Origin of the sequence: Pseudomonas yamanorum, assembly GCF_013386765.1 — a bacterium.
GTDB lineage: Bacteria > Pseudomonadota > Gammaproteobacteria > Pseudomonadales > Pseudomonadaceae > Aquipseudomonas > Aquipseudomonas yamanorum_A.
This window is the reverse complement of sequence record NZ_JACARE010000101.1, coordinates 1-402: the sequence shown is the minus strand read 5'-3', so window position 1 is coordinate 402 and position 402 is coordinate 1. Positions and strand designations below refer to the sequence as shown.

General features: G+C 55.2%; 1 pseudogene. It reads right to left on the bottom strand.

What is annotated here, in order from left to right:
* Positions 1 to 304: pseudogene (locus HX875_RS32590) on the bottom strand (group II intron reverse transcriptase/maturase); the annotation flags it as partial.
* Positions 305 to 402: the final 98 nt, after the last annotated feature.

Genomic DNA, 402 nt, shown 5'->3' with positions numbered 1-402 from the left:
CACTCTCCCATATCGGCTCCATCGCCATCAGCATGGCCCGCTGAACAATACGATCCCGCAACGCGGGGATACCCAGTGGTCGCAGTTTGCCGTTGCTTTTAGGGATGTAAACCCGTCTGGCGGGCAAGGGCTGGTAGTGGCCTGAGAGTAATTCATCCCTGAGGATTTGCAGCTCAACAGCCAGTCTGGCCTGTAGCATTGTTTTGTTCACGCCATCAACGCCGGGGGTATGGGCCCCCTTTGATGAAAGCGTGATCCGCGCCGCTTCAGCCAGCCATTCTGGTTGTGTTATCAGACGCAGCATCCGTTGAATCCGTATGGACGGATCGGTGGCTGCCCATGTGGCAAGCTTGCGTTGCATTTCGCTGATTATCAAAGGTCTTCACCTCGTTAGGTCAGTTA